Here is a 21,312-nt window from a genome sequence, read left to right as displayed (position 1 = left end):
GGCGTGACTGTGACCCGAGATATCGCCGCGTCGCGCCAGCGCGTCTGGGATGTGATCGCCGACGGCTGGACGTATTCGCAATGGGTGGTGGGCAACAGCCGGATGCGGGCCGTGGACCCCGACTGGCCCGCGTCCGGCTCCACCATCCACCACTCCATCGGCGTGTGGCCCGTGTTGCTCAACGACGAGACCGTGGTGGAGGAGGCCACCCCGCCGGAGCGGCTTGTCCTGCACGCCAAGGGCAGACCGTTCGGCGGCGCCCGAATCGTGCTGGACCTGAGCGACACTCCCGACGGGTGCCGGATCTCGATGCAGGAGTTCCCGATCAGCGGAATCGGCAAGCTCATGCCCGAGCGTCTCGCCGACGCCGCGGTGTGGCCGCGCAACAACGAGACCCTGCGGCGGCTCGCCTTCCTCGCCGAGCGCCGTGACGACCGTGACGTCGACGGCAGCTGACGCGGTCGTCATCGGCGCCGGCCACAACGGACTGGTCGCCGCTGCGCTGATGGCCGACGCGGGGTGGGACGTCGTGGTGCTCGAGGCGCAGCCGGAGCCCGGCGGGGCGGTGCGCAGCGCCGAACGCATCCCGGGCTACACCAGCGACCTCTACAGCGCGTTCTATCCGTTGTCGGTCGCGTCGCCGGTGCTGTCCGGCCTGCACCTGGAAGACCACGGTCTGCGGTGGACGCACGCGCCCGCAGTCGTCGGTCACCCGCGTTCGGCCACCGACGACGACGCCCCGGTCATCTACCGCGACATCGCCCGCACCGCCGAGGAACTCGCGCGCAATCACCCTGCGGACGGCGACAACTGGCTGCGGTTGTTCGAGCTCTGGCAGCAGGTCAGGGATCCGTTGTTGCGCAGCCTCTTCTCGCCGTTCCCGCCGGTGCGCGGTGCGGCCGGGCTGCTGAGGCGGCTGGGCACCGCCGACGCGTTGCGCCTGGTGCACCGGCTGGTGTTGCCTGTCGGTGAGATGGCCCGGCAGCTGTTCGCCGGCGACGCGGCCCGCCTGCTGCTCCTCGGCAACGCCCTGCACGCCGACGTCCCCGTCGACGCCCCCGGTAGCGGCGTCATGGGTTTCATGCTGATCATGATGGCGCAGGACGGGGGCTGGCCCGTCCCCGTCCGCACCGCCGGGCAACTCACCGCCGCCCTGGTCAACCGGGCCCGGTCCGCCGGTGCGGAGATCCACTGCGGCCGGCCGGTCACCGGGATCGAGGTGCGCGGCGGCCGGGCCGTCGGCGTGCGCACCGCCGACGGCCGGACGATCTCCGCGCGCCGCGCCGTGGTGGCCGACGTGTCGGCGCCCGCGTTGTACCGCGAACTGCTGCCGTCGTCGGCCGTACCGCCCCGCGTGCTCGAGGACCTCGAGCACTTCACATGGGACACCCCGGTCCTGAAGATCAACTACGCGCTGGACGCGCCGATACCGTGGCGGTCGAAGAATCTCAACGAGGTCGGCACGGTCCACCTCGGTGCGGACGCGGACGGGCTGGTCCGGTGGATGGCCGATCTCAACACCCGCACTGTCCCGGACCATCCGTTCATGCTGTTCGGCCAGATGACCACCGCCGATCCGATGCGCTCACCGGAGGGCACCGAAAGCGCCTGGGCGTACACGCATCTGCCGCGCGACGTCACCGACGACGCGTCGGCGGACCGGCTGTCCGAGGCGGTGGACCGGGTGCTGGAGGAGCACGCGCCCGGATTCTCCGATCAGATCGTCGGCAAGTTCATCCAGCGTCCTTCGGAGCTGACGGCGTCCGATGCGAACCTCGTGGGCGGGGCCGTCAACGGTGGCACCGCCCAGTTGCAGCAGCAGCTCATCTTCCGGCCCACACCCGGTTTCGGCCGCGCCGAGACGCCGATCGAAGGGCTGTTCCTCGGCAGCGCGGGCGCCCATCCCGGCGGCGGGGTGCACGGTGTCTGCGGCCGCAACGCCGCCGCGGCCGCGATCGCGAGCGACGGGCTGACCGGCTGGCCGCGGCGCAAGGTCAACCAGTTGGTGATGTCGCTGTTCGTCCGTTAGCGGGGTGTTCGACCGCCGCGCGCACCGCGTTGTCGTTGCGCCGCCCGACCAGGTACCAGGTGTGGATCACACCCTTACCCTTGACCTCGACGTCGCCGCGCTCCTCGAGGACGAATGAACTACGGATGCGCTCATAGACGTTGTGCGGCACCTGGATTCGACCCTCCTCGTCGGTGGTCTCCATCCGGGCGGCGACGTTGACCGCGTCGCCCCACACGTCGTAGAAGAACTTTCGCGCGCCCACCACGCCGGCGACCACCGGTCCGGACGCCAGGCCGATGCGCAGCGGCACCGCACGGCCCAGCGGATCCTTGAGGTCGGCGACCGCCTCCGCCATGTCGAGAGCCAGGCAGGCCAGCGCCTCGACGTGGTCCGGCCTCGGCCGCGGGACACCGCTGACCACCATGTAGCTGTCGCCGCTGGTCTTCACCTTCTCCAGCCCGTGACGGTCGACGAGCCCGTCGAGATCCGTGTAGAGCCGGTCGAGGAACCGCACCAGTTCGGTCGGGGAGGTGTCGCTGGCCCGTTTGGTGTAGCCGGCGATGTCGGCGAACAGGATCGAGGCGTCGTCGTACCGGTCGGCGATGATCGTGTGCGTCGGATCCTTGAGGCGTTCGGCGACCGAGGCGGGCAGGATGTTGGCCAGCAGCCGCTCCGAGCGCTGATACTCCGACTCCATCGCCCGTTCCGCGCGGTCGGTCTCGCGCAGTGCGTACCAGACGGTGGCGAAGACCATCACCGTCGCCGACACCGCCGACAGGACGAAACCGACGGTCATCATGCCCGGCGGACCCAGATCGCGGTCCTCGGGCACCGTCACCTCGATCACGATGCAGGCGACGAGGCCGACGCCGACGATCACCGCCGACATCACGATCCGTTCGATGCCCAGCACGAGCACCACCAGCGATGCGGCAACCAGGTAGTAGAACTGCAGACCGGAACCGGTGCCGACGGAGTAGCAGATGAACGTCACCGAGAGGTAGGCGAGGAAGAAGAACGTCAGCGGCGCGATCAGTTCACCGAAGCGGTAGAGCAGCGGGTTGGCCAGGAACAAGGCCGCGAACATGAGGTTCAGCGCGCCGATCCACCAGCCCGGGCCCCCCATCGCCACCTGCAGCGCGCCGAACAGCCCCGACACGACCGCCGCGATCCAGGTCGCGATGGTGAGCACACGCAGCCGGCGGACCACCGCCTCGGCGTAATGCCGGGTACGTGCGGGCATGCGGCTCTGCAGTGCCAGTTCCGGCACGCAGATGGCGCGCGAAGCGTCGCGGACGGCCATTGACGCAGCGTATCGCCGGGGACGTCCGGTCGGCCGGCATTCGCGCGGCCGGTCGGACGCGCGAGATCGGCGGACCTCGGCGAGGCTGGGTCCATGAACACGCCCATCGGTCCCGTCGACGCAACCAAGGTGCCCCGGTACGCCGGGCCCGCAACCTTCGCCCGCCTGCCGCGGCTCGACGAGGTGACCCACGCGGACGTCGCCGTCGTCGGGGTGCCCTTCGACTCGGGGGTGTCCTTTCGGCCGGGTGCCCGGTTCGGTCCCGCTCACATCCGCGCGTCGTCGAAGCTGCTGCGTCCCTACCATCCGCGCCTGGACGTGGAGCCGTTCGCGACACAACAGGTGGTCGACGCCGGTGACATCCCGGTCAACCCGTTCGACATCGCCGAGGCCATCGCGACTATCGAACGGCATTCCGACGAATTACGCCGCGGCGGAACGAAACTTGTGACGCTCGGCGGCGACCACACGATCGCGCTGCCGCTGCTACGGTCGTTGCACCGGGAGCACGGTCCCATCGCGGTCGTGCACTTCGACGCCCACCTCGACACGTGGGACACCTACTTCGGCGCACCGTTCACCCACGGCACACCGTTCCGGCGCGCCGGCGAAGAAGGACTGCTCGATCCGGAGCATTGTCTGCACGTCGGGATCCGCGGCCCCCTGTACGCGCCGACCGATCTGTCCGACGACGGCGTGCTCGGGTTCCAGGTGATCGCCTCCGACGACTTCCAACTCGACGGCCTCGCGACGGTCATCGAGCGGATGCGGGCCCGGCTCGGCGATGCGCCGGTGTACGTATCGGTGGACATCGATGTCCTCGACCCGGCCCACGCGCCGGGCACCGGTACGCCGGAGGCCGGCGGGATGACGAGCCGGGAGCTGCTGCTGAGCCTGCGAAGTCTGGTGGGTGCCAACGTCGTCGGCGCCGACATCGTCGAGGTCGCCCCGGCCTACGACCACGCCGAGATCACCGGAATCGCGGCCGCGCACGTGGCCTACGAACTCATCTCGGTGCTGGCCGCCAACCGGTGAGCGGTCAGGCGGCGTGGCAGCGTACGCCGTCGACATCGACCAGGACCCGGGTGCCGAGCCTGGCCACGGTGATGACCGGAGCCCACGGCAGCGGGGGCGCGGTGGATCGGTACCGCGTCCCGGTGGGGGTGACGAGGTGGGCGGTGTGCGGTCCTGTTCGGGTATCGGTGGTCGCGCGCCAGCCAGGGGCTTCTTTATCGTAATTGCAGCGTTCGCACTTGCCCTGCCCGTTGACCGCGTCGGTGGGCCCCCCGTCGCGGTGGGGGCGGGCGTGGTCGATGTGGCGGATCGGAGCGTCGCAGTAAGGGGTGCGGCAGGTCCGGTCGCGGAGGGTGATGAGGGCGGCGAGGCCTTTCGGGAATCGACGCGACCGTGACTCCATCGCGATCAGGGACCCGGCGGCGGGGCGGCGGTAGAGCCGGCGCACGGACGCCGTCGAGCGGGGATCGGTGAGTGCAGCGGCGGTCATCTGCCGGGCGACCGCGGCGGGGATGGGCCCGTAGCCGGCCAGTTCGGCCGGTTCCCGACCGCCGGCGATCAGGCTCCGGTCGGTCATCAGCAGGTTGAGCGCGACCGGCGTGGCCACCTCGGCGGGGATTCCGGTGACCCGTTCGACGAGGGTGTCGGCCATGACCTGTCCGTGGGAGCGGTCGTCGAAGGTGGTGTCGGCGGCCCGTTTGAGTGCGGCGTACACCCCGACACCCTGGCCCACGGGCAGCAACGCGGTCACGTAGACCATGGTGTCGGGCGCCGGGCGGCACGTGACGGTGCGTTCGGCGGGAGCCTTGGCGGCCCGGTCGACCACGGCCTGAGGGTCGAGCCGGTAGGCGATTCTCTTGGCGTCCGCTTCGATGGCCTTGTCGCCCTTGCCTTCCAGGGCCGTGACGTCGGCGCACATCTCGGCGTCGAGTTGGCGGCGGTGTTCGACGCTCAAGCAGGCCGATTCGCGCGCAATCAGGGTCGCCCGCCATTCCGAGAGCACCCCGGACTCGAGAGCCCTCAGTGTGTGAGGCATCTCGACCACCAGCGCCTTGGCCAAACCCAGGTGTGTGGCCCCGCGGACCGGCGAGTCACGCCGGGCGAGGCCGACCTCGCCGGCCAGCCCGCGGCCGCGTTTGGCGGCGGGTACCCCTTGGGCCGCCTCCCGGCTCCGCCGGGCGGCGTCCAACGCTGCGGTCGCGCGGGCCTGACCGGGCGCGGCGGCGGCCTTGACCCGCTCGAGATGAGCGATACGGGCGACCAGTGCGGCCTCGTCGGCCATCGGGTCGACCGCCGCGAGCACCTCGATGTCGAACATGTGTTCGACTATACCAATCTGGCCGACAACACGCCACGATGATTCCGGCGGGCTCACAGGGTCAGCCCATGGACGTCGATCACGGGAAAGGGTGTCGCAATGGGTGCGCTGGACGGCAGGGTCGCGCTGATCACGGGTGGAGCGCGCGGGCAGGGGAGGGCGCACGCCGCGACGCTCGCCCGCGAGGGCGCGGACATCGTCGTCTGCGACATCGCCGGCGCTGTGGAGGACGTCGACTACCCGCCGGCCTCCGCCGCCGACCTCGACGAGACCGCAGAGATGGTTCGAGGCCTGGGCCGTCGCTGCCTCGCCGCCACCGTCGACGTCCGCGACCACGCGTCCATGCTCACACTCGCGGAGCGCGCGGTCGAGGCGTTCGGCCGCATCGACGTGGCGGTGGCCAACGCCGGGATCGCCAGTAGCGCGCCGATCGCATCGATGTCGGAGCGGTGCTGGCGAACCATGCTCGACGTCAACCTCACCGGGGTCTTCAACACGTTCCGGGCCGTCCTGCCGCACATGATCGAACGCAAGGCGGGTCGGCTCGTCGCGACGTCGTCGAGCGTGGCCACCACCGGGGCGTCCAATTCGGGTCACTACGCGGCGGCGAAGGCGGGCGTCGTCGCACTGGTCAAGTCGGTCGCCTACGAGGTGGCCGAGCACGGGATCGTGGTGAACGCCGTGCTGCCGGCCGGCGTCAACACAACGATGATCCACAACCCGGGCATCTACCGGATGATCCGGCCCGATCTGGACCATCCGACTCGCCAGGACGTGGACGAGGTGTTCGCGAAGGGGCGGCCGCTGCCGGGACTGCTCGAACCCGAAGACGTGGCGAACGCGGTGCTGTATCTGGTGTCCGATCAGGGACGTTGCAGAACGGGGGAGACGCTCACCCTGGCCAACGGCCTGGATTGACGCCTGCGGTGCGGCGAGGTTGCCGGACGCAGGTTGGCGGGTACCAGACTGGGATGAATCCGAGCAGCGAGTCGGTGGCCGACGAACCACAACACGTCGGAGGCCGCCCGCAGTTGCCCGATGTCGACCCCTTCTACCGACCGCCCGCGGGCTGGGAGGACACCGAACCCGGAACGGTATTGCGTTGGCGTGAGGTGCAATTGGCGTTCCTCGGCGTGGTTCCCCAGCGATTCACCGCGACGCAGTTGCTGTACCGGACGGCCGACATGGCCGACAACCCACTGGCCACGGTGACGACCGTGCTGACCCCCTCCGCCCGCACCGAGCCCTGTCCGATCGTGTCGTACCAATGTGCCATCGACGCCATGGCGGGCCGCTGCTTCCCCTCTTACGCCCTGCGCCGCCGGGCCAGGGCGGTGGGCGCCCTCGCGCAGGTCGAACTCCTGCTGATCGCCGCGGTGCTCGCCGAAGGATGGGCCGTGTCGATCCCCGACCACGGCGGGCCCCACGGCGTGTTCGGGGCGCCGTTCGAACCCGGGCACTGCGTGCTGGACGGGCTGCGCGCCGCGTTGAATTTCGAACCCCTGCAGCTGTCGTCGACGGCGCCGATCGGTTTGTGGGGCTATTCGGGCGGCGGCCTGGCGACCGCGTGGGCCGCCGAGATGTACGACCGCTACGCGCCCGAACTCAACATCGTCGCCGCAGTGCTGGGGTCACCCGTCGGGGACCTCGGCAACACCTATCACCGTCTCAACGGCAAATTCTTCTCCGGGCTGCCGGTGATGGTGGTGGCGGCGCTGATGCACACCTATCCCGAGTTCCGGAGGGTCATCGGGGAACACCTGACCGACGAAGGCAGGGCGACGCTGGAACAGCTGGCCAGGATGACAACGGCGCATGCGGTGATGCGGCTGGCGAAGAAGGACATGGCGACCATGTTGAGCCGATCGCTCGACGAGGTTCTCGAGTTGCCTGAAGTCCAGCACGTGTTCGACAACATCCGCCTGGGCACCGCCGCCCCCACGATGCCCGTCCTCATCATCCAGGCCGTCCACGATCGGATCATCGCCGTCAGCGACATCGATCAGCTGGCACAGACCTATGCCCTCGGCGGCACCGACGTCACCTACCACCGGGACCGGTTCTGCGAACACATCCTCCTGCATCCGCTCTCGGCGCCGATGTCGCTGCGGTGGCTTCGCGACCGATTCGAGGGCCTCCCCGTCGAGGAGCGTAGAGCGCGGACCACCTGGCCCACGCTGCTGAACCCGTCGACGTATCGGGGTATGGCTCGGCTCGCCGTGGTGAGCGGGAAGGTGATCGCCGGTCGAGGCGTCGAGCGCCGCCCGTTGTCGCAGCTGGACCGGTAGGCGGGTACCGAGCTATTCGGCTTTCGTTGCGCGTCGCGCCGACATCGGTACGAACCGACTGCATCGCCGGTCGGCCGGCGAGGACCCGAACGAGCACAGGCGACCGGTCTGAAGCGGCCGCAGCTATCGGGCACTTTTCTTATAGTCGCAGCATGGAGGGGCCGCGCTATTTCTACGTCCGCGACAAAGGGGCGGCGGCGCATCACTGGGACTACCTCAAGAACCGCAATGACCACGCTCTGTGTGGACACGCCTTCGAAGCTCCGGTCGACCTGGGATACGTCGCTCGGCCGAAGGCGGTATGCCGGGCATGTCAGGCGCTGCTGCCTCGAGCAGACGGTGTCTTGTGGCGCGAGATTGCCGAGCGGCTCGACACCGAACTGGCCGAAACCCGCCGGAGACTCGAACAGGTCGAGGTGCATGCAGAGAATCAGCGACGAGCTCTGAGACAGTTCAACGAAGCGAAGAAGCGGTCACCGCGACGCCAGCCGCCACCCGAGCGCAAGAGCAGAATGTCCCCCCGGATGACGAAGAGCGTGAAACCGAACAGGGCTCGTAAGCCGCCGCCAATAAAGATCGTCTCCGGCGGCGCGCCGGGCTTGGGGAAGCGTCGCTGATACCGCCGCATCTGTGTGGTGCCCTCGGTGAGGTTCGAACTTCCACTGTACGGGTTTTGGAATGATCTCCGGTGCCGCGAACTGGCGTTTTGGCTTTTGACTGGTTTCGGTGGCTTTGCCGCTTCTGACCGTTGAGCTGCGGCGACTCGTGCTGAGTCTTGATGGCTTTGGATGGCTTGACCGGACTCCTGCAGGCTGGCTGCGGGCTGACGGGACCGGGTGCCGACCCAGCGCATGGGTCAAATTGCGGACCGCTGTCACCGTCCTCGTGGCAACCCGGTGCCGCCCCTGCTGGCCCGGTTGGCGTCACAGTGGCGGGCCGCGCCTCGACACGTCCTAGCTGTCCCTCGGCAAGAGCACCCGCAGTTTGTCGAAGGTGCCGTCGCGGGTCGCGGGTGACCACAACTGGAGTCTTAGATCCGGGTCGCTGATGTCCCGAAAGATATTCCAGTCGAAAGTCATTACGCCGACGTCGGGATGACGAATTGTCTTCGATCCGAAATCTGGCTGAGCGACGTGGCGAGCGGTCCACCACTGTCGGAATTGCGGATCCAGTAGCGACAGTTCGTCGACCAGGCCGGCCAGTTGGGGGTCTGCCGGATGCTCCCTGGCTTCCATCCGAAGTACAGCTACGGAGGTTCGTGCGACGTCTTCCCAGTTGGGGAACAGCATTCGGACGCTCGGGTGGGTGAACACCATGCGCACGTAGTTGCGCTCCTGCTGCGCGATCTCGCCGAAGTCGATGAGCAGCGCCGCCATCAACGAGTTCCACGCCAGGATGTCGAGGTGCTTTCCGAGCACCATGGCGGGCGTATCGACCAGCTGATCGAGGAGGCGCTGAATTTGGGGGCGGACTTGTCCAGTCCTGGGTCCGGGCGGCGCTGACCCCTCGGCGTGCCGTACGAGGCCCTCCACGTACGTCCGCTGAACCGGGGTGAGCCGCAGAGCGTCGGCAATCGACGTCAACACCGCATGCGACGGTGCCAACCTGCCCTGCTCAATCCGTGTGTAGTAGTCCCGGCTGATGGCGACAAAGTCGGCGATCTCCTCCCGCCGCAGGCCCTTGACCCGGCGGCGAGCCGCCCCCTTCTCGCCGCGTGTCAGCCCGATGTCTTTCGGCGCGAGTTCGTCCCTCCGGCTCCTCAGGAAGTGCCCGAGTTCGACGAGGTGTGGACTTCTGCTGGTCACGACGCCCCTGGCGGTCGCCGGGACGGCGCAGTGGCTCGACGTAGTGACGGGCGGCGCACCTGATTCATTTTAGGGACGCAGTTGACCTCTGACTGTGGCCCTCGCCTGCGTAGGAGTATTTCCTCCCATTGTCGCGGTGCGCAGTAGTCGTCACCATCGTGTGGGGGCCATGCGTGCCCCTGACTCCGCGCCGATAGGGCGGACATCGTCGTCTCACGATGGCAATCAGACTGTGAAGCAGGACGGAGGCAACGATGGGGCTGCGAGTGTCACGGCGGGTCCTGTTGGCCGGTGTGGCAGCGGCCTGCGCCGGAGGAGCGGGGCTTTCATGCGCCCCGCCAGGAAACGATCCTGCCGCCGTCGATCAACCCAGGAGAGACAATATGCAGAAGCGTGACGTGACCTTCACTCGCGACGGTCTGACTTTGGCGGGCAACCTGTTCACTCCCGCCGACTTCGACGAGAGCGGTATGTACCAGGCCGTCATCGTCCAGGGTTCCCTGACGTCGGTGAAGGAACAGATGCCCGGTACCTACGCGCAGAAACTCGCCGATCAAGGCTTCGTCGCTCTCGCTTTCGACTACAGCCACTATGGCGCTAGCGAGGGCGAGCCCCGCCAGTACGAGTCTCCGTCGGAGAAGCTGACCGACCTGGAAGCTGCCGTCACCTACCTCAGTGGCCTGCCGTACGTGCAGACGGTCGGCATGGTGGGCATCTGCACCTCGGGAGGCAACGCCGCGTATCTCGGCGCGGACGACTCGCGGGTCACGGCGGTGGCGACCGTTGCCGCGTTCCTCGCCGGTCCAGAACTGTTCAAGACGATGAATGGCGGGGATGAGGGGCTCGCTCGACGTCGAGCCGAGGGCACCGTCGCCGCACGCGAGTTCGAGGAGACCGGCACGGCGACGACGATCCCCGCGTACAGCGAGGTCGACGAGTCGGCGTTGAACTTCAAGCCCGAACCGGGGTCCTACGACTACTACCTGAACCCCTCCCGAGGAGGCGTGCCGCAGTGGAGGAACGAGTTTGCAGTGATGTCACTCGACCCGTGGCTCGACTTCGACCCCCTCTCGCAGGCTGCGCAGGTGACTATCCCGACCATGGTCGTGCACTCCGATGGATGCGCGTTCCCCGACGAGGCGAAGAAGTTTTACGGCGTGCTCAAGGGTCCCAAGGAACTCGTCTGGGCGGACGGAACACACTTCGACTACTACGACTCGCCCGCGCAGATCGACAACGCCGTTGCCAACCTGACGCGATTCTTCCGTGAGCAGCTCGTCTAGTTGACGCCTCGCCGGGGTCCGGCACACGGTTGGTACGCCAACTGGCTGGATCTCCGGGACCTCGCCTCCGCTGCGATGACCGCAGATGCCGAAACGGGGGCCTTCTAGTGACTAGAGGTCTCGGTAATCGTCGGGCCCTCGGTGCGGTCAAGACAGCCAGATACGGCTTGGAATCCAAGTAGACAATTCGCTGGGCTTGGCGGGCGTCGGCGGTTGCGCCCTATGTGGTGCCCTCGGTGAGATTCGAACTCACACTGTACGGGTTTTGAATCTGTCCCTCTCGACGTTTGTGGTTATCGGCTGTGTTTGGTGGTGAGGAAACCTGCAGCTCACGGCGTTGGCAGCGTTGGTTGTATCGAGCTGTCGACGAATCTGCTGCGGACGGCCTGCGGACGACTGCGGCGGGGTGGCCCGTATCTCGACCGAGACTCGACGGTGCGCGGACGGTCCGCGACCTGACCGCATTTCGACCCGCCACACGCATAGCTCATGCGCCCACCGGTTGACCTATGCGAAGTTGAAAGGTGCTGTTCCACAATGGTTTTCGGTGGTCTAACGTTCGCGGCATGACACAATTTCCGACCCCGGCCGCAGTCGTGGGGGACTGGCACCGCAGTGAGCACCCCGAGGACGTGTTCCGGTGCCTGACGTGGTCGCGCCACGACGCTGCCGGGCTCGTCGTGGCCGTCGAGGGAGCGCAGTACGCGGACGGCCGGATCGAGCGCCACGTCGCCGCCTACCCGATCGCCGGCTGCCTCGAGCTGGCGGCCGCTGACGCTCGGCGGCTCGCCGGTGCTCTTCTCGACGCCGCCGAGGTCCTGGACGGTCTGTGGTGAGCGCCAGCCTCGAGAGCCGAGCCCGGGTCGCGCGGCGGCAGGCGGCCGCACTCGACCTGCGGATGGTGCAGCGCGGCACGGAGATCGAGCTGCGCGACATCACCGGCCGGGTGTTCGCCGGCGGGCTCGCCGCCGCCGAGACGTACCTCCGGGAGTTGCACGAATCGCGGCAACCAGGTCCAGAGCGGTCCCAGATGCCCGCGGCGTGGCGAGAGATGACATGCGCCTACCTCGTCCACCTCGCGGCGGCGGGCCACACGGCACGCACGATCGACGCCCGCCGCAAGGCCATCACGCGGCTCGCCCGTGCGCTGCGCCGCCCGCCCGAACAGGTGACCGCCGAGCAGATCGTCGACTGGTTCGGCCGGCAGGACTGGAAACCGGAGACGCGCAGGTTCTACCGCAGCGCAGCCCGCGGGTTCTTCTCGTGGGCGTACACGACCGGCCGGGTGTCGACGTACCTGGGCGACGGGCTGCCGGCGGTGCGGGTGCCCGCCGCGGTCGCCCGGCCGGTCCCCGATGACGCCTGGCGAGAAGCGCTCGCCGTAGCCGATCCCCGCGTCACCGTCATGATGCGGCTCGCGGCCGAAGCCGGGCTGCGTCGCGCCGAGGTCGCCCGGGTCCACACGCGTGACGTCGTCGAGGGCATTGGCGGCGCTCAGCTCGTCGTGCACGGCAAGGGCGGCAAGATGCGCGTCGTGCCGATCAGCGACGCGCTGGCCGACGTGCTGCGACGCGGACCGGCCGGCCACACCGCAGGGATGCCGGCGTCGGGCTGGCTGTTCCCCACCGGTGTCGGCGGCCACATCGGCGAGCACCAGGTGGGGAAGATCGTCGCCGCGGCGCTGCCGGACGGTTGGTCGATGCACAAGCTCCGGCACCGGTTCGCCACCCGCGCGTACCGCGGCAGCCGGAATCTGCGGGCAGTGCAGCAGTTGCTCGGTCACGCCTCGGTCGCGACCACCGAGCGGTACACCGCCGTCGACGACGACGAAGTCCGGGCCGCAGCCATGGAGGCGCAGAACTGATGTCGCTCGCCGGTCAACGAATGTTTGCCGCGACACGCCCGACACGCCGTGACCTGACGAACTCACGGCCGAAATTTATCGCGCTGACCAGCAGAAATGCATATGGCCGCCAAATTTATCCACAGGTTGCCGGGGAACGCCTCCGCGCGGCAGTAGGCTCAGTCCTGCGGGACCGCTGTTGCCGGGCGGGTGCGCCAACACCCGCCCGGCATGCGATCTCGTGGGGCCTGTTGCACGTTGGTATGTGTCCTCGCGTTTGCCACCCGGGGTTTCCGGTTCGAATCCGGCAGGCTCCACTTTTTCGCGCGTCCAGCCGTCGAACTACTCCTGTGGACTACTTTTCGGGCTGGCGAACTTGACTGTAGCCCTCTTGTCAACCACTGTCACGCACCGAGCACTGCGCGTTTTCTCAGAATCGTCTACTTCGACAGAGTGCGTTTTGAGTCGTTTTGCGTCGTTCTGCATCACTCAGCCGCAATCTGCATGCGTTGGCTACGCGGCTCGTCGAGTGAAGAACCCTCGCCGACGCAGGCGTTTTCTTAGGGTTTATACCGACTTGGACGGCATTGTCGTCAACCGCTCAGCAAACTCCGCGGCCTGTGGATAACTTTCTCAGATCGTGGCTGTGCCCTTCGGGGCGTACGTGTTCAGTCGGTCGACGTTGAGGATCTGCCGCCGCACGTTGTCGGCGACCCTGTTTTCGTCGATGCCGTTCACGGTGACCGCGACGTGCTTCGAGTTGTCGACCGGCCCGGGAGCGGGACCGGTGCCGATGCCGGACGCCGGTGTTCCCGGCGGTGCCATACCGGGCATTGCTGCGCCGGCGGCGTCGATCGCGGACGGGATCATCCCGAACGGAAGTCCGCTCGCCGCGGCCGGCGTGAGGATCGGCTGATCGCCGCCGGCCACCGGTGAACCGGACCACGGTGTGCCGTCGCCGTTGGCGTAGCCGGTCTGCCAGGGGAAGCCCTTGCCCTGCGGGGTGTACTTGGTGCCGAGCATCGCGTTCGCGAGCTTGACGAGACCGATCTCGCCGAAGTCGGGGAACAGGTCGCCGAGCCCGAACGTCTCTTTCACGAATGAGCCGAGGATCCCGCCGAGCGGATCGAGCTCGCCGCCGGCATCCGACGACGACGATCCGGATCCGGTGCCCGTCTTCGTCTTGTCCTTCTCGAACTTGCCTTTCTGCGCTTCGCCGAGCTCGGCGCGCGCGTCGTCGGCTTCGCGGCGCGCGACGTCGGCGTCGTACTGCGCTTTACGGACCGCTTCGTCGGCGGCCATGACCTGCGACTGCTCGGCGTCGGCGTCGAGCTCGCGGCGTCGCTGCTCGGCCTGCGCCACTGCGGCGTCGGCCTCAGTGATGCGCTGCTGCGCGTCGGACAGCTTGTCCTGCGCGGACTTGACCGACTTCGGATCAGGCACGTAGTAGCCCGATTCGCCGGTCTCCGGGTCGACGCCGGGAGCGCCGGCCGACACCGCGTAGTCGCCGCCGACCGCCTGCTGCTTGGTCGTGAACGTGTTCGGCCATGCCTTCGGTCCGCGCTCCGGCCCGCGGTCACGCAGCAGGTTCTCGGCCGCGGCGATCTGCTGATCCTTCGTCGCCAGATCGGCGCGTTCGGCGTACTGCTTGCCGTACGCATTCCACGTCGGCTGGTCGAATTGCAGCCCGCCGTAGTAGCCGTTCCCGGTGTTGATCTGCCAGTTGCCGCCGGATTCCTTCTGCGCGATCGCGTCCCAATCCGGGACGGTCGTCGTCGTCGCCGGTGTCGCGGTGCCGCCGAAGCCGGCCAGATCCGGCGCAGCGCCGGTCGTCGCCGCGGCGGCGACGTCGTTCGCGAAGACGTGGACGTGATCCATGTGATCATCGGTCGGCGAGCCGCGGCCCGAAGCGTCCTGTTCGCGGCCGTCGCGGTAGATCAGCTTGCCGCGCCACATGATCCGATCGACGCCGGGAAGTGACAGCGCGAACTGTGCGACCTGATTGCCGAGCGCGATCCCGTCTTCCTGCTGCCAGTTCGGGATCATCACGTCGAGCGCGCGGCCCGAGCTGTGCTCATTCGGGCCGTCCGGCTGCCGATAGTCGCCGATCGTCTTGATCTGCGGGAACTGTGACGCGATGAGCTTCTTCATCTGCGCGGTGAACGGGAGCATCCCGCCGGCGTCGCCGAGCCCCCCGTTCGCGAACGACTGAAGCATCCCCAACCTGCGGCCGGTCTCGAGCCAGATGTCTTTCGACCGCTGCGACGCGTTGATCGGGATAAACGCCTCCGGGTCTCCGGCTTCGGCCCACTGAACGACGCCGCCGTTACCGACCGGCGGCTGAATCACCGCGCTATCGGGCAGCGGATCAATGCCGGCGAACAGTCCCCCGGCCGCGCGTCCGGCCGGCGTCAGCAGATCGGTGATTGATGCGCCGGGAGCAGCTGGCTTCGCGTTCGGATTGCCCGCCGGCGGTGCCGCGTTCGGGTTGAGCATCGGGTACTTCGCGAAGAACTCGTCGAGCTGGCGTTGCAGCTGCTCCGGTTTGAGCTGCGGCTCGACCGGCGGCTGAATCGGAACGCCTGCTTCGCGGTCGCGGAACTCGCGCAGGATCCGCTCGCCCTCATCGGTGGTCGCCGTGACGACGAGCCCGGTCGGTGTCTGCTGAACCTCGAGTCCGAGCGCGCGCAGCCGGGAGATCGTCTCCGGCGAGTTGTCGTCGATCGTGATCGTCTTGCCGTCCGGGATCGACAGCACGGCGTCGCCGAGCGCCTGGTTCAGCTGCGCGGAACGCTGCGCCTGTTCGGCCTGCTCCGCCATCGAGTGCCGCGTGACGTCGAGCCGGCCGTTGAGCGCGTCGGCGCTGTCGGCCGCCCGATACAGACCGTCAGCGAGCCCGAAGCCCTTCTCGGCTTCGGCCTCGAGCTTCGCAGCGCCGGCTTCGTCGCCGAAGAACCGCTTCATCGCCGCGCTGACCTTCGCGACCGCCCCGTACGTGTCGCCGAACGCGTTCACCAGCAGCGCCACGGTGCGGATCGAATCGCCTACCGTCTTGACGAGCGTCTGCCCGAAGCCGATCGCGACGTCGCCCACCTTGGCGAAGAAACCGATGATGTCGTCCTTGTGCTCGACGATCGCGTCCGCAGCATCGGCGAAGACAGGGGCGAACGCGCCGGCGAGGCTGCTCTGCATCCCGGCCACACCGAGCTCAACCGCACGACGCGCCGACTCAACCGAGCCGGCCGCGTTGTCACCCATCGTGTTGAGCGCGCCTTCCGCGGCTCCCTCGACAGTTCCGAACTTCTCCACCGCGACAGACGGATCCCACCGCGCGAACGAGCCGATGAAGTCGCCGGCAGTATCGCCGAGCAGCGCCATCGCCGCCTGATTACGCACTACCGGATCCTCGATGCCGCGGATTTTGTCGAAGACCTGATCGAACGCCCCGAACGCCTCAGGCCCGCCCGCCCGGAACTTCTCGAACATCTCCCGCCCGTTCAGTCCGATCGAATCCATCGCCTCGACCATCGTGTCGCGTTCCTCGGAGAGACGACGGCCGAACTCCCGCAACGCATCCGCCGAACGGTCGCTCACATCGACGCCGTTCTCCTGCGCCTGCTTGATCAACGCCAACGACTGCTCCGCGGTCAGCCCCGCGTTCATCCAGCCCGACGCGTACTCCTGAAGTGAGTCGATGATGTCGTCGCCGAGACCCGCCTGAAACGAGCGAGTGATGATGTCGAACGCGTTCCCGACGTCGGTCGCTAACCCACTCGTCACCAGCGTGCGCGCCGTGTTGATCGTTCCGGTCAGGTCACCGGCAATCAGGTCGTTGATCCCGCTGACCTGCTTCAGCACGCCCTCGACTTCCCGATCAGTCATCTCGGGATTGATCAGGCCCGCCCGCCACGCTTCCTGGGCCGCCTCGAGGACGGCCGCACTCGATTCCCCGAAGTTCTGGCCGTACACCCGGCCGGCGAGCTGCCCGATTCGCGCCATCGTGGCGTCATCCACGCCGAGCCGCGCCTGCACCAGATCGCCCGCGGCTTCCCTGTCCATGCCGGCGAGCACCTGCTGCGCGATCAGCGAGCCACCCGCCAACGCGACGCCGGCCGCCGCCGTGATCGCGAGCCCGATCGGTCCGGCCTTCGTGCCGAGCTTGGTCACCTGCGCGCCGAAGCCGGCGACGAACGCCGCTCCCGCGCCGTCTCCGCCGCCGCTGCCAGCCGACTCGAGCCCGCCGCCCGACAGCGCCCCCTCGGCCATCTCCTGAAGCGCGTCCGTCGCCTCCGACGCCTTCTCCCGTATCCGATCGAGCCAGCCGCCGGCCCGCGCCGCCCCGGGTGGATCGGCCGCTTCGCGCTGCGCATCGGCGAGCCGCTGCTGTGCCCGCTCGAGCTGCCGACTCTGTGTCTCGATGTCCCGCAGGGCGGACTCCTGCGCCCGAAGCGCCGTGTTGCGCTGCGCCTCCGCCCGCGCCAGCGACGAGCCGCCCTTCTCACGTACCTCTGCGATGCGCGCTTCGGCGACGCGGAGCTTATCGGCCGCCGCGGCCTCCTTATCGCGCAGCTTCGAGATCGCGTCCGATGACCGCTTCACCGCCGCCTCGGCCGACTTGACCCCGTCCTGAACGCCGCCGGCGATCGCCTTCGACGCCGACTTCGACACGCCATCGAAGGCGCGATCGAGGTCGCGGGAGATCTTGCCGACCCCACCCTCGAACGAAGGGATTATCGGAAGCGCATAGTAGCCGATATCTGTTCCGGGACTGGTCATTTCGTGTCACCACGCCTTTCTATATGCCGCGGTTATCGCGAAGTTTCGGGTCGAAATAAAAAAAATCCCGACTCACCGCGAAGGAGTCGGGCACCCCGGCCCCTTGAGAAAAGCGACGGGGGTGTTGGCGCAGCGCTGGCGGAACCGTGACTTGCCCTCGTCCAGCGCTGCGCCGTTCCCCGCGGCGAAGGGGGCCGCGAGTCTGGGGTTAGACGAACCACGCGGTCGACTCCCCGGAACTCGACCGCCGCAATCGAGCGAAGGGACTGGCTCGCCGCGAGCATCAGAAGGGGCGGTGTGGTGCCCACGGTCGACGCTGTGGTGTCGCCGATGATGTGGGCGGCTGCTCCCCGACTGCGCAGCCGTTCCTGTGGTCCTCGGGCGCGTAGGACCGTGTCGCGCAGGTGCAGCGTCGAAGTTCGCGCGGCCATTCGTCGCCGTCCTGGTCGTCGGGCATCAGAACCAGCCGAGGTCGGTACGCGGTGCGGCCGGCGTGGTCGGTGCCGTGTTGTCGAACCAGCCGAGGTCGGTCGTGCTGGCTTCGGCTCGGTCGAGTGCGGCGGTCCGGTCGGCTCGGCGCTGCGCTGCTTGCGCGCGTTCGGCGCGGCGCTTCACCGCGAGCGGGCGTTGCCGCGCCATCCATTCGGGATCCGGACCGGGGCCGCGATGCATCAGCTTCAGCCCGCCAAGCCGGTGAGCTTCTTCGCGCAGTGGGGCTTGTTGACCGCCATCGCGGGCACCGCGTATGCCTGCACGTAGCTGGTGCGCTTGTGCGGATCGCGCCACGTCTCGGTCTTGAGGATCTCCTCGAACCCGATGATCCCGACCTGCCCGCGCTGGACAACCCACGCCGTTCCGGCGGTGATGTGGACGTGGGAGAACATCGTCAGGCCGAGGCTGCGGAGCATCGCTTCGAGCCGGTCGCCGTAGGCCACGCGCAACGACATCTCTTCCTGCGGGTTGACGAGCAGCGTGTCGTATGTCGTGCCGAGCCGCTCGTTCTTCCCGACCATCAGCGCGGCGGCCAGGTCGGCGGCCGGCAGTTCTGTGTTCGGAGTGAGGGTTGATTCCGGGCCGCTGGTGAATGCGTTCATCCAGTCATTGCCGGGGATGGTGTTCTGCCCGGTGCCGGCGGCGGCGTCGAGGATCTCGAGTGCCCGAGTGTTGAGGCGCTCGACGATGGTGTTCGTGAGCTGCGTCGTCTGGTCGTTCAGGTACTCGGTGTCGTTGCGGTGGACGCGTTCGTCTTCGACGGCGAACTTGCCGCCCCAGTCCTGCGGCTTCGCGAGCTGCGGCCGTGGGTCGACGCGCTTCACGATCGGGTACTCGGTGCCCGGTGCGCGCTCTTCGATGGTCTGGTTGGGATCGAGGAAGTAGTCGTCGATCTTGACCTCGTTAAACAGCATCGCGCCGCCGGTGACGGGTGTGCCGAGCGTGTGGAAGATCTTGTCGAGCACCAGTTGATCGGCGGCCAGATTCGCGATGCGCTCGGTGATCCGATTCGGCTGCTTCAACGCGACGCTGACCGTGAGGTTCAGCCCGTTCAGCTCGGGGGTGAGGAATCCGGCCATCAGTGATCATGCTCCGTTTCGTGCTCGGGCTTCGACGTTGGCTGCGATGAACCGCCAGCGGCCGTTGACGCGTTCGGCGGGTAGTCGGCCGCGCCGGCGGAGGTCGCGGACGCCGTTCGGGGTGATCCCGAGGACGGCCGCGGCTTCGTCGGCGCTGAGGGTTGCATGCGAGCCATGTTGCGCCGAATTCCGTTGTCGCGCAGGGATGCCAGTGCTCGCGCTGGCGTCGGCGACGCGCTGCGCGGGTATTCTCCTGGTCGACCCACTGGCGTCGCGATTCGCGGCGATGCCAGTTTTTCCGATCGCGCGGCGCAGGTTCAGCGCGGCGATGCGGACGTTCGCCGGCGGGAAGTCCTGCGCCTCGAGGACATCCAGCACGGTCCGCGCCTCGTCGACCGACAGCAGCACCCCCGCGGGAACGGCGCAGATCACCAGCTCGCCGCCTCGTCGCCCTGGTCGTCGTCGAACCATGCCGCAGCCTCGTACTTCGCGCCGTCCGCGGCGTCGCCGTGCGCGTAGTCGGTGACGCCCGGATCGCCCGGGTCGCTGTCGTCGACGACGGGTTCGACGATCTCGCGAAGCACGCGAAGCGCGTCGTCGGGGTTGCGGTCGTCGAGCGCATAGACGCGGATGAGTTCGTGCCGGGCGGCCGCGATGTCGTCGGGTGTGAACCCGGCGCGGATGTAGTCCACGCTCAGGTTGGCGACCAGCTCGAAGTCCTGGTCGCCGCTGCGGGCGGCGGTGAGCAGCATCGCGGCGAACTGGCGCGCGCGGCCGGCACGGGCTGCGGCGTTCGCGCCGGGGACGTCTTCGTAGTCGGTGATCATGGGTTGCCTTTCTGCGGGTTGAGTGACCGCGGCGGCGATCGCCGCGGCTTGTGCCGGTGTGAGTTCTCGGGTCCGTGCGAGGCAGGGGGTTCGGCGGTCGCGGCCGTCCGGCTCGGAGCACCATCGCGCCGGAGCTGCGCCACACACCGGGCAGGCGCGGCCGAGTGCTCGGGTATCGAGGTAGGCGCGGACGAGGACACGGCCGTGATGGCGAATCATGCGTTCGATCCCGTTCTCCGCGCGCGCGGTCGGTGGTTGCGTACGTCCCCGGCTTGCATACCGGTGGGGGTGGTCAATTGCGGTAGGGGTTTGCGCGCCTTCTTGCACGCCAGTGCATGAAGGGATCTGTAGTCCGTAGGTAGGTTGTCCTGTGTTGCACCCACGGGGGTGCAAGGTGTGTTGCACGGCTGCCGTGCAAGGTTCGGGCGCTGATGTTGCACCCCTAGTCGTGCAAGGTCGCTCAGTTCAACATGCACGGTTTCCGTGCAACATCCGCACACGGAACATGCACGGCAGCCGTGCAACATCGGTCCGCGGGACATGCACGGATTCCGTGCAAGGTGGGGTGTCATACCGGTCTCGCCTTCGGTGGTAGTGAGACGGGCGCGGAGTGCCGAAGCAACTCTTCGTCGGTGAATCGGCGGCCGCCGGCGCACACGACATAGGCGCAGCGGCGCGGAACGACCTGCCCGTCGCGGATGTACTCACGGATGATCAGGCGGCGGTCTTTCACGGCGCGGTCCAGCGCACGCTTCGCGCGTTCGCGGTTGAGACCCCAGCCGAATTGCTCGGAGATCTGTGCGGCCGAGGTTTCCCAAGGTCGCCGCGCCGAGCCTGGCGTGATTGCCCAGGACAGCATGAACACCATCACGACAAGCCCATCGGAACCGAGCGCGTCATCGTGTGCGCCTGATCGAATGAGATCGTCCGAGATCCAGGTGACGCCTTGCCGGATCGGCTCGCCGACTACCTGTATCGGATTCCTTCGTCCCACGTCGAACTCCCGTTTTCTTGATCACCGAGCGAACAGTTCGAACGGGTGTCATGCCGAGGCGGCCTCTTGCGCTTCGAGCCAGGCGAGGACGACGGCCTTCCGCCACACCCGGCGGCGACCGATCTTGAATGACTGCGGTCCGTAGCCGGTGTGCGCCCAATAGCGCCAGGTCGCCTTCGGTGTTCCGGTGAGTTTCTCGAGGTCTGCTGCGCTGAGAAACTCCGGTGTCGACTCTTCCTGCGTACTCACTTGTGTTGCGCCTTCCTGTGTTGGCAACTG

The 21,312-nt window shown here is 68.0% G+C and carries 19 protein-coding genes; 9 read left to right on the top strand and 10 right to left on the bottom strand.

All coding sequences use genetic code 11. The annotated features are described in order from the left end of the window. The first annotated feature begins 3 nt into the window (after positions 1-3). Together AU196_RS09005 and AU196_RS09000 are read left to right on the top strand one after the other, a co-directional pair. Positions 4-456 (top strand): SRPBCC family protein, encoded by a 453-nt coding sequence (locus AU196_RS09005; RefSeq protein WP_059094764.1) that lies wholly within the window; start codon positions 4-6, stop codon positions 454-456. Continuing rightward, a complete protein-coding gene (locus AU196_RS09000) occupies positions 437-2,029 on the top strand; it encodes a phytoene desaturase family protein (RefSeq protein WP_059094948.1) in 1,593 nt (530 codons plus the stop codon). The genes AU196_RS09005 and AU196_RS09000 overlap by 20 nt, the downstream gene beginning before the upstream one ends. On the opposite strand, the gene AU196_RS08995 is transcribed toward AU196_RS09000, so the two are convergent. Next, a complete protein-coding gene (locus AU196_RS08995) occupies positions 1,995-3,314 on the bottom strand; it encodes an adenylate/guanylate cyclase domain-containing protein (protein ID WP_059094763.1) in 1,320 nt (439 codons plus the stop codon). The two genes, AU196_RS09000 and AU196_RS08995, sit on opposite strands and share 35 nt — an antisense overlap. Before the next feature lie 93 nt (positions 3,315-3,407). Here AU196_RS08995 and speB point away from each other — a divergent pair, with 93 nt between their 5' ends. Then, positions 3,408-4,349 carry an agmatinase gene (gene speB, locus AU196_RS08990; RefSeq protein WP_059094762.1) on the top strand — a complete coding sequence of 314 codons (942 nt, stop codon included), beginning with the start codon at positions 3,408-3,410 and terminating at the stop codon, positions 4,347-4,349. A gap of 4 nt (positions 4,350-4,353) precedes the next feature. Here speB and AU196_RS08985 read toward each other — a convergent pair whose 3' ends face one another. Beyond that, positions 4,354-5,646: an HNH endonuclease signature motif containing protein gene (locus tag AU196_RS08985; RefSeq protein WP_059094761.1), complete on the bottom strand. Its 1,293-nt coding sequence runs from the start codon at positions 5,644-5,646 to the stop codon at positions 4,354-4,356. Positions 5,647-5,745: 99 nt separating this feature from the next. Between AU196_RS08985 and AU196_RS08980 the strand changes: the two genes are divergently transcribed. From AU196_RS08980 to AU196_RS25520, 3 genes are all read left to right on the top strand, one after another. Then, positions 5,746-6,564 (top strand): mycofactocin-coupled SDR family oxidoreductase, encoded by an 819-nt coding sequence (locus AU196_RS08980; RefSeq protein WP_059094760.1) that lies wholly within the window; start codon positions 5,746-5,748, stop codon positions 6,562-6,564. 53 nt (positions 6,565-6,617) lie between these two features. Beyond that, entirely contained in the window at positions 6,618-7,934 is a 1,317-nt protein-coding gene (locus AU196_RS08975) for a lipase family protein (protein WP_059094759.1), read from the top strand. A 152-nt stretch (positions 7,935-8,086) separates the two neighbouring features. Next, positions 8,087-8,551: a hypothetical protein gene (locus AU196_RS25520; protein ID WP_157546174.1), complete on the top strand. Its 465-nt coding sequence runs from the start codon at positions 8,087-8,089 to the stop codon at positions 8,549-8,551. Positions 8,552-8,887: 336 nt separating this feature from the next. On the opposite strand, the gene AU196_RS08970 is transcribed toward AU196_RS25520, so the two are convergent. Then, positions 8,888-9,739, bottom strand: coding sequence for a helix-turn-helix domain-containing protein (locus AU196_RS08970; RefSeq protein WP_059094758.1), 852 nt, complete (start codon positions 9,737-9,739; stop codon positions 8,888-8,890). Between the two features lie 254 nt (positions 9,740-9,993). On the opposite strand from AU196_RS08970, the gene AU196_RS08965 reads away from it, so the two are divergent. From AU196_RS08965 to AU196_RS08955, 3 genes are all read left to right on the top strand, one after another. After that, complete coding sequence (locus tag AU196_RS08965; RefSeq protein ID WP_197415737.1) at positions 9,994-11,022, top strand: alpha/beta hydrolase; 1,029 nt, start codon at positions 9,994-9,996, stop codon at positions 11,020-11,022. 566 nt (positions 11,023-11,588) lie between these two features. Next, positions 11,589-11,858, top strand: coding sequence for a hypothetical protein (locus AU196_RS08960; RefSeq protein ID WP_157546171.1), 270 nt, complete (start codon positions 11,589-11,591; stop codon positions 11,856-11,858). A gap of 62 nt (positions 11,859-11,920) precedes the next feature. Continuing rightward, positions 11,921-12,886: a tyrosine-type recombinase/integrase gene (locus AU196_RS08955; protein ID WP_059094947.1), complete on the top strand. Its 966-nt coding sequence runs from the start codon at positions 11,921-11,923 to the stop codon at positions 12,884-12,886. 612 nt (positions 12,887-13,498) lie between these two features. Here the strand turns inward: AU196_RS08955 and AU196_RS26270 are convergent. From AU196_RS26270 to AU196_RS08920, 7 genes are all read right to left on the bottom strand, one after another. Further along, a complete protein-coding gene (locus tag AU196_RS26270; RefSeq protein ID WP_286141098.1) occupies positions 13,499-17,641 on the bottom strand; it encodes a transglycosylase family protein in 4,143 nt (1,380 codons plus the stop codon). A gap of 456 nt (positions 17,642-18,097) precedes the next feature. After that, entirely contained in the window at positions 18,098-18,313 is a 216-nt protein-coding gene (locus tag AU196_RS08945; protein ID WP_059094754.1) for a hypothetical protein, read from the bottom strand. Positions 18,314-18,318: 5 nt separating this feature from the next. Then, positions 18,319-19,212, bottom strand: a complete 894-nt coding sequence (locus AU196_RS08940; protein ID WP_059094753.1) for a major capsid protein — start codon at positions 19,210-19,212, stop codon at positions 18,319-18,321. 6 nt (positions 19,213-19,218) lie between these two features. Further along, positions 19,219-19,620, bottom strand: coding sequence for a helix-turn-helix domain-containing protein (locus AU196_RS25795; protein ID WP_197415736.1), 402 nt, complete (start codon positions 19,618-19,620; stop codon positions 19,219-19,221). 20 nt (positions 19,621-19,640) lie between these two features. Continuing rightward, positions 19,641-20,039 (bottom strand): hypothetical protein, encoded by a 399-nt coding sequence (locus AU196_RS25790; protein ID WP_059094751.1) that lies wholly within the window; start codon positions 20,037-20,039, stop codon positions 19,641-19,643. Positions 20,040-20,607: 568 nt separating this feature from the next. Beyond that, positions 20,608-21,033, bottom strand: coding sequence for a hypothetical protein (locus AU196_RS08925; protein ID WP_059094750.1), 426 nt, complete (start codon positions 21,031-21,033; stop codon positions 20,608-20,610). 48 nt (positions 21,034-21,081) lie between these two features. Then, positions 21,082-21,282, bottom strand: coding sequence for a helix-turn-helix transcriptional regulator (locus tag AU196_RS08920; RefSeq protein ID WP_059094749.1), 201 nt, complete (start codon positions 21,280-21,282; stop codon positions 21,082-21,084). Positions 21,283-21,312 lie beyond the last annotated feature (30 nt).

This window comes from Mycobacterium sp. IS-1742 (assembly GCF_001500125.1).
Lineage (GTDB): Bacteria > Actinomycetota > Actinomycetes > Mycobacteriales > Mycobacteriaceae > Mycobacterium.
The sequence above is the reverse complement of the archived record's forward strand: the minus strand, read 5'-3'. Positions and strand labels throughout refer to the sequence as shown.

Coding starts and splice junctions, on each gene's coding strand:
- AU196_RS08995 (WP_059094763.1), bottom strand. CDS start 3,314: ATGGCCGTCCGCGACGCTTCGCGCGCCATCTGCGTGCCGGAACTGGCA.
- speB (WP_059094762.1), top strand. CDS start 3,408: ATGAACACGCCCATCGGTCCCGTCGACGCAACCAAGGTGCCCCGGTAC.
- AU196_RS08985 (WP_059094761.1), bottom strand. CDS start 5,646: ATGTTCGACATCGAGGTGCTCGCGGCGGTCGACCCGATGGCCGACGAG.
- AU196_RS08980 (WP_059094760.1), top strand. CDS start 5,746: ATGGGTGCGCTGGACGGCAGGGTCGCGCTGATCACGGGTGGAGCGCGC.
- AU196_RS08975 (WP_059094759.1), top strand. CDS start 6,618: ATGAATCCGAGCAGCGAGTCGGTGGCCGACGAACCACAACACGTCGGA.
- AU196_RS25520 (WP_157546174.1), top strand. CDS start 8,087: ATGGAGGGGCCGCGCTATTTCTACGTCCGCGACAAAGGGGCGGCGGCG.
- AU196_RS08965 (WP_197415737.1), top strand. CDS start 9,994: ATGGGGCTGCGAGTGTCACGGCGGGTCCTGTTGGCCGGTGTGGCAGCG.
- AU196_RS08960 (WP_157546171.1), top strand. CDS start 11,589: ATGACACAATTTCCGACCCCGGCCGCAGTCGTGGGGGACTGGCACCGC.
- AU196_RS08955 (WP_059094947.1), top strand. CDS start 11,921: ATGGTGCAGCGCGGCACGGAGATCGAGCTGCGCGACATCACCGGCCGG.
- AU196_RS26270 (WP_286141098.1), bottom strand. CDS start 17,641: ATGACCAGTCCCGGAACAGATATCGGCTACTATGCGCTTCCGATAATC.
- AU196_RS08945 (WP_059094754.1), bottom strand. CDS start 18,313: ATGCATCGCGGCCCCGGTCCGGATCCCGAATGGATGGCGCGGCAACGC.
- AU196_RS08940 (WP_059094753.1), bottom strand. CDS start 19,212: ATGGCCGGATTCCTCACCCCCGAGCTGAACGGGCTGAACCTCACGGTC.
- AU196_RS25790 (WP_059094751.1), bottom strand. CDS start 20,039: ATGATCACCGACTACGAAGACGTCCCCGGCGCGAACGCCGCAGCCCGT.